Raw genomic sequence first — 7,724 nt, forward strand, 5'->3', positions numbered from 1 at the left:
GAATAATAACAGGAAAAATAGATAGTTTGTTTAGAAATAAAGTGGAAAAGACAAAGAATCTGGGGGATGGAGATGAACAAAAAAAGAATGGGAAAACATGCTGAACGAATCCAGCGATTTGTTTACAAGAAGATCAATAAGCAATTGATCAGTGTCGCTGGAAGTGTACTGATCGTCTTAGGTAGCTACGCGATCGTACCAATACAAGTATTAGCAACAGAAACAGAAACAGCAACCGAAGAAGCAGCCCAAATACAACCAAACACCGCCGCTTTACCTACCGTAGCAAGCAGCGAGCTTGCATCAGAAACACCGCCGACCACCGCAAATCAAGAAGGCGCAGCCCAAGAAACACCACCAACTACAAATGATGATGCCAAAGCCCCAAAAGAAACCGAACCAAAGTCCGCTGATGAAGAAAAAAAATCAGATGAATCGGATCAACAAGCCGACACCGCCAAAACACGCGCACAACCGCAACCTCGTGCCAATACGACTAGTGAAGGCTGGGAGTATGAAAATCGAGGAACCTATGTAGAAATTACAGATTACGCAGGGAACTTGGTGGATATTACCGTTCCGGCGAAGATTGATGGATTACCGGTGGAAATTAATTTGGGAACTGTGTTGAAAGAGAAGATGGCAAATTTAGATGAGGCGGTAACGCAAACCTTCAAGATTGAATCGGCTGGTGAAGGGGAGACACCTGTTAAGGTGGTAGGGACGTTTGAGACTCTGTTTGCTCGTTCAGGCGATCCTACAGCTTCTTACTCCAATAACACATTAATCTCAGTTGATTTTGGGAATGCGGATTGTTCGGAAATTAGGGATATGAGCTCTATGTTTGGTAAATGTACTCAGTTGCAAGAATTAGACCTGTCTAGTTGGAATACGAGCCATGTTCAAACTATGGAACAAATGTTTGACGGTTGTAGTCAGTTGAAAAATTTAAACTTAACCGGATGGGATACGAGCAATGTAGAAAATATGAGCAATATGTTTTTTAGGTGTAGTCAGTTGACAGATTTAAACCTATCCGGCTGGGATACGAGTCAAGTTCAGGATATGTTTTTGATGTTTACTGGCAGCAACAACCTTTCAAACTTGACACTGTCTTCAGACTTTGAGTTTAAAGATAATACTGGCTTACGTGGGCTTCCAAAAACGACCTCTCGTTGGGTGAAGGATGATTTTGCGGCAATGTATGATACAACAGCTGCTTTCATTGCAGCGCATAATAACTTGACTGAGACAGCAACAAATCATACTTATACGATTAAGACTTTAGATAATCCGACTGCTGAAGGATGGGGGTTTGATGATAAAGGAAGCTATATGGAGATTACCTCTTATAATGGTGATCCGACCAATATCACCGTTCCGGCGAAGATTTATGGGAAACCAGTGGAAATTGATTTGGGGACTGTGTTGAAAGATCAGATGGCAAATAAGGATGCAGCGCCGACTAAAAAGTTCAGAATTGAATCGGCTGGTGAAGGGGAGACGCCTGTTAAGGTGGTAGGGACGTTTAAGGATTTGTTTGCTCGTCCGATGGGTGGCGGATATTATTCTAATACTACACTCACCTCTGTTGATTTTGGGAATGCAGATTGTTCGGAAATTGAGGATATGAGCTATATGTTTGCGAAATGTACTCAGTTGCAAGAACTAGACTTATCTGGCTGGAATACGAGCAAAGTAGAGAATATGAGCGGGATGTTTTATTATTGTGAAAAGTTGCAAGAATTAGACGTATCCGGCTGGAATACGAGCAAAGTAGAGAATATGAGCACTATGTTTTTTGAGTGTAATCAGTTGAAAGACTTAAACTTATCCAGTTGGAATACGAGCAAAGTTAGGGATATGGATAGTATGTTTTCTTTCTGTAGTCAGTTGAAAGACTTAAACCTATCCGGTTGGAATACGAGTAAAGTAGAGAATATGAGTTCTATGTTTTATATGTGTAGTCGGTTGAAAGACTTAAACTTTTCCGGCTGGGATACGAGCCAGGTTCAGGATATGGGCTCTATGTTTGTTAGATGTAGTCAGTTGAAAGACTTAAATTTATCCGGCTGGAATACGAGCAAAGTTCAGGATATGAGCGGTATGTTCTTAGACTGTAGTGAGTTGAAAGAGTTAGATTTAACTGGCTGGAATACGAGCAATGTTTTGGATATGGGTTGGATGTTTTATGGCAGCAATAACCTTTCAAAGTTGACACTGTCTTCAGACTTTGAGTTTATGAATGGTCATTGGTTCCGAGAACTTCCTAATCCCTCAGGAAAAACGACTTATCACTGGGTGAAGGATAACTATAAAGCGGATTATGATTCAACCGCTGATTTTACGACTGCACATAATAATTTGACTGGAGCATCTACGAATCATGTATATACGATTAAGAAGAAATATGAGGTTTCCTTTAATCTAAATGGTGGTGAAGGAAATATCCCTGCGTCCCAACAAGTTTTTGAAAATCAATTCGCTGAAAAACCAGACTATTCAGAGAAGAAGGGCGACTTAATCTTTGATGGGTGGACACTCAACGACGAACCTTTCTCTTTTAAGACTCCAATCACTGAACCTGTTGAGTTAGTCGCAAGCTGGCGCAAGGCCAGATATACGATCCAGTTTGATGCTAATAAGGGTGAAGGGACTATGAGCGATCAGGAGTTGTCTGTGGATGAAGAGCAGCAACTGCCTGCCAATCAATTTACTCGTAATGGCTATGATTTTGACGGGTGGAATAAAGAATCTAATGGCGGCGGAGACAGTTACTCAGATAAAGAATCGGTCAAAAATTTATCGACAACTGAAGGTGTACAGGTAAAACTTTATGCCCAATGGAACCCGATCACTTATATCGTTACTTTTGATACTAAGGACGGCAAGCCCACTACCAGTAAGAATTATACGATCGAAAAAGGAATCGACTCGTTTGGAACGCCAACCCGTTCTGGCTATACGTTTGAAGGGTGGTATGATGGAGCCAAAAAAGTAACGAAGATCGAAACCGGCGAAACTGGCAGCCGGACGTTAGAAGCCAAATGGAAACTGGAAACGTATAAAGTTACCTTTAATAGTAAAGGCGGCACACAAGTTTCAAATAAAGAGTACACGGTCGAACAAGGGATCGACTCGTTTGAGACACCAACAAGGGAACATTACGTGTTTGAAGGCTGGTACGACGGTGAAAATAAAGTCGAAAAAATCGATAAAGGAGAAACGGGCAATCGTGATTTAAGTGCCAAGTGGACAGCAAAGGTTTATAAAGTCACGTTTGATAGTAAAAACGGATCTCAAGTCTCAGATAAAGAGTACACGATCGAAAAAGGAATCGAGAAGTTCGAAACGCCAACCCGTTCCGGCTATACATTTGAAGGCTGGTATGACGGAGAAGATAAAGTAACAGAGATTAAGGATGGAGAAACGGGTAATCGTACGTTAGAAGCCAAATGGAAATTGGAGACGTACACTGTCATTTTTGATAGCAACAATGGTTCGGTCATTTCACCAAAGACCTATACGATCGAACAAGGAATTAATACATTTGAAACGCCGACCCGTCTCGGTTATATCTTTGAGGGCTGGTATGACGGACAAACAAAAGTCGAAACAATTCCAAACGGTGAAACGGGTAATCGGTCGCTAGAAGCAAAATGGAAAATTGAGACGTACACTGTTACTTTTGATAGCAAGAATGGTTCGGCCATTTCACCAATGACCTACACAATCGAAAAAGGGATTGACAACTTTGAAACGCCAACCCGTACCGGTTACACGTTTGAAGGCTGGTATAACGGTGAGGAAAAAGTAACGAAGATCGAAAAAGGTGAAACGGGCGATCGTACCTTGATAGCGAAATGGACGCCAGTAACCTATAAAGTGACCTTCGACAGCTCCGGCGGCAATTCCATCGATTCAATGGCTTATACAATAGAAGAAACTATTTCAAATTTGCCAACGCCAACCCGAAAAGGCTACAAATTTATGGGCTGGTTTGAAGGTGAAAAGCTAGTGACTGAGATCCCAATTGGCGGCACGAGTGATCGTACGCTGACCGCGAAATGGGGGGCGATTCCTTATACGATTACTTTTGCGGATGAAGGGCTTAGTCCGATCACATACACGATTTCAGATCAATCGATTGCTCTACCTGACGGACCTGAACGAGCGGGCTATCGTTTCTTGGGCTGGTTGGTCAGTGAAGAAAAGCTGAATCGTAGTACCCAAAGTACAAATTCCATCGTTCGCAGTTTGGCGGCTGGTACGATCGGAAACTTGAGACTATCGGCACAATACGAGGCAATTACGTACAAGGTCAACTTTGACAGCGCCGGCGGTAGCGCAATTGATCCGATTACGTTCACCACTGAAAATGCTGTTACCAAATTACCAGAACCAGCGCGGATCGGCTATCGCTTCTTAGGCTGGTATGATGGTGAAACGAAAGTGACCGAACTGCCAAAAGGATCGATCGGCGACAAAAACCTAACTGCGAAATGGGAAAAAATCAAAACAACAGAAGTCATTGAAGATATCCTAAAAGAAGAAAATCAAAAGAACCGCAAGGAACAGGATTACACCGAGGATAGCTGGAAAAATTACCAAGAAGCCAAAAAGGCTGCCGAGGATTTACTGAAAGAAGTCAATCCTGATCCACTCAAAGCCGAACAAGTATTGGCGAAACTGCAAGCAGCGATCAAAGGACTAACTTTGAAAGATGCGACCGCACCAACACCTGTGGGAACGACGAATATACCAGTAAGCAAAAAGGTCTATCCAACAGCGCAAGCGAAACAATACCCGCGGACAAACATGATTACAACCATTTGGCCGGGATTCATTGGAACTGGGTTAGTTGCGGCAGTCGTTGCTTTGGTTAAGAAGAACAAGAAATAAAGTGAGTTAGAGAAGGACTTGGGATGTGTGTCTCAGGTTCTTTTTTTGCGCGGAATTATTTAATAAAAATAGTCAATCAATTGTTCCTCCTTTTTTATTCAAAAAATTGAAAATTAATGGGAAGGATAGTTGCGCGTTTCCTCGATTATCAACAGGGGCGACTTTCAAAATCAGATATAATTAATAGTGTGAAATAGCTGATTTGACAACAAGAAAACGGGCAAGACAAGAGTCTGGGGGATCAAGATGAACAATAAAAGAATGGGAAAAAATGCTGAACGAATCCAGCGATTTGTTTATAAGAAGATCAATAAGCAATTAATAAGTGTCGCTGGAAGTGTACTGATCGTCTTAGGCAGCTACGCGATTGTACCAGTACAAGTATTGGCGACAGAAATAGCGACCGAAGCAGAGACCACGCAAGTACAACAAAGCAACACCACTTTACCTACCATAGCAAGCAGCGAACTTAGCTCAGAAACACCGCCGACCACCGCAAATGATGAACCCGCACCACAAGAAACACCACCAAGTACAACTGATGATGCCAAAGCCCCAAAAGAAACCGAACCAAAGTCCGCTAATGAAGAAAAAAAATCAGAAGAAACGGATCAACAAGCTGACACCGCTAAAACACGCGCACAAGCGCAACCTCTAGCGGATACTAATAGTGAAGGCTGGGAGTATGAAAATCGAGGAACGTATGTAGAAATCACCGATTACAAAGGGGACTTGGTGGATATTACCGTTCCGGCGAAGATTGATGGATTGCCAGTGCAAATTAATTTGGGGACTGTGTTGAAAGAGAAGATGGCAAATTATTATGGTACGCCAACAGAAACCTTCAAAATTGAATCGTCTGGTGAAGGGGAGACACCTGTTAAGTTGGTAGGGACGTTTAAGGCGTTGTTTGCTCGTCCGTCGGGTGGCGGATATTATTTTAATACTACACTCACCTCTGTGGATTTTGGGAATGCAGATTGTTCGGGAATTCAGGATATGAGCTATATGTTTCGTGGATGTAGTAAGTTGCGAGATTTGAACGTAACCGGCTGGAATACGAGCCAAGTTCAGAATATGAGCTCTATGTTTGAGAATTGTACTGTGTTGCAAGACTTAGACGTATCCAGCTGGAATACGAGTCAAGTTCAGAATATGGAATTTATGTTTTTCGAATGTATAGAGTTGAAAGAACTAGACGTATCCGGCTGGAAAACGAGCCGAGTACAGGATATGGACTTTATGTTTGGTATGTGTAATCAGTTGCAAGAGTTAGACCTCTCCGGCTGGGATACGAGCAATGTTCAGGATATGTACGCCATGTTTCGAGCGTGTAGTCAGTTGCGAAAATTAGACTTATCCAACTGGGAAACGAACCAAGTACAGGATATGGACTTGATGTTTCAAGAGTGTACTCAGTTGCAAGACTTAGACTTATCCGGCTGGAATACGAGTCGAGTTCAGGAAATGAATAGAATATTTTATAACAGCAACAACCTTTCAACGTTGACACTGTCTTCAGACTTTAAGTTTAAAGGTAATACTGGCTTACGTGGGCTTCCTGAAACGACCTCTCGTTGGGTGAAGGATGATTTTGCGGAAATGTATGATTCAACAGCGGATTTCATTGAAGCACATAATAAGTTGACTGAAACAGCAACAAATCATACGTATAAGATCGAGACTTTCTCCAATCCGACTGCTGAAGGTTGGGGTTTTGAAGATAGAGGAACATATATGGAGATTACCTCTTATAATGGTGACCTGACCAATATCACCGTTCCGGTGAAGATTTACGGAAAGCCAGTGGAAATTGATTTGGGAACTGTGTTAAAAAGTAAGATGGCTAATGAAAATGGGACGCCAACAAAAAGCTTCAAAATTGAATCGGCTGGTGAAGGGGAGACGCCTGTTAAGTTGGTAGGGACGTTTAAGAATTTGTTTGACCATACTACTGGTGCACCTAATTACACATTAACAACTGTTGATTTTGGGAATGCGGATTGTTCGGAGATTGACGATATGAGCTTTATGTTTTATTTGTGTAAGGGGTTGCAAGAATTGCACATAACGGCTTGGGATACGAGCCAAGTAGAGAATATGGAGAGTATGTTCTGGGGCTGCACACAGTTGCAAAATTTAGACTTTTCCGACTGGAATACAAGTCGAGTTAAGGATATGAGGAATATGTTTCGTGAGTGTATTCAGTTGCAAAAACTAAACGTTGCTACATGGGATACGAGCCAAGTAGAGAATATGAGCAATATGTTTAGAGAATCTGGTCAGTTACTATATTTGGAACTCTCCGACTGGGATACAAGTCGAGTTAAGGATATGAGTAATATGTTTTATGAATGTAATCAGTTGCAAGACTTAGACGTATCCAGCTGGAATACGAGTAATGTTCATAATATGGCCGCTATGTTTTATTTCTGTAGTGAGTTGAAATCCTTAAACCTAACAGGTTGGGATACGTCCAGTGTTCAGTACACTACCAGTATGTTTTACAACTGTACACAGTTGAAAGCGTTAGACTTATCAGATTGGGATACAAACCAAATTCGGTGGATGAATGATATGTTTGAAAATTGTAATCAGTTGGAAAAGTTAGACCTATCCAGTTGGGATACAAGTGAATTGGAATGGACAAATGATATGTTTTCTGGCTGTACGCAGTTGCAAGAATTAAACTTATCAGGTTGGGACACGAGCAATGTTACTGTTATGGATGCTATGTTTTCTAATTGTGCGCAGTTGCAAAAATTAAACTTATCAGGTTGGGATACGAGCCGTGTTCAGAATATGATGGGTATATTTTCAAG

Annotated in this window: 2 protein-coding genes; both read left to right on the top strand. The window is 41.7% G+C overall.

Going from position 1 to position 7,724, the window contains the following annotated elements; translation table 11 throughout:
• Positions 1-72 precede the first annotated feature (72 nt).
• The gene (locus A5875_RS21905) at positions 73-4,902 is read left to right on the top strand and encodes an InlB B-repeat-containing protein (protein WP_176244779.1); all 4,830 of its coding nucleotides are present in this window, start codon (positions 73-75) and stop codon (positions 4,900-4,902) included.
• 246 nt (positions 4,903-5,148) lie between these two features.
• The coding region (locus A5875_RS21910) for a BspA family leucine-rich repeat surface protein (protein ID WP_088935673.1) at positions 5,149-7,724 on the top strand (2,576 nt) is incomplete at its 3' end.

Origin of the sequence: Enterococcus sp. 3H8_DIV0648 (assembly GCF_002140655.1) — a bacterium.
Classification (GTDB): Bacteria; Bacillota; Bacilli; order Lactobacillales; family Enterococcaceae; genus Enterococcus_A; species Enterococcus_A hulanensis.

Coding starts and splice junctions, on each gene's coding strand:
- A5875_RS21905 (WP_176244779.1), top strand. CDS start 73: ATGAACAAAAAAAGAATGGGAAAACATGCTGAACGAATCCAGCGATTT.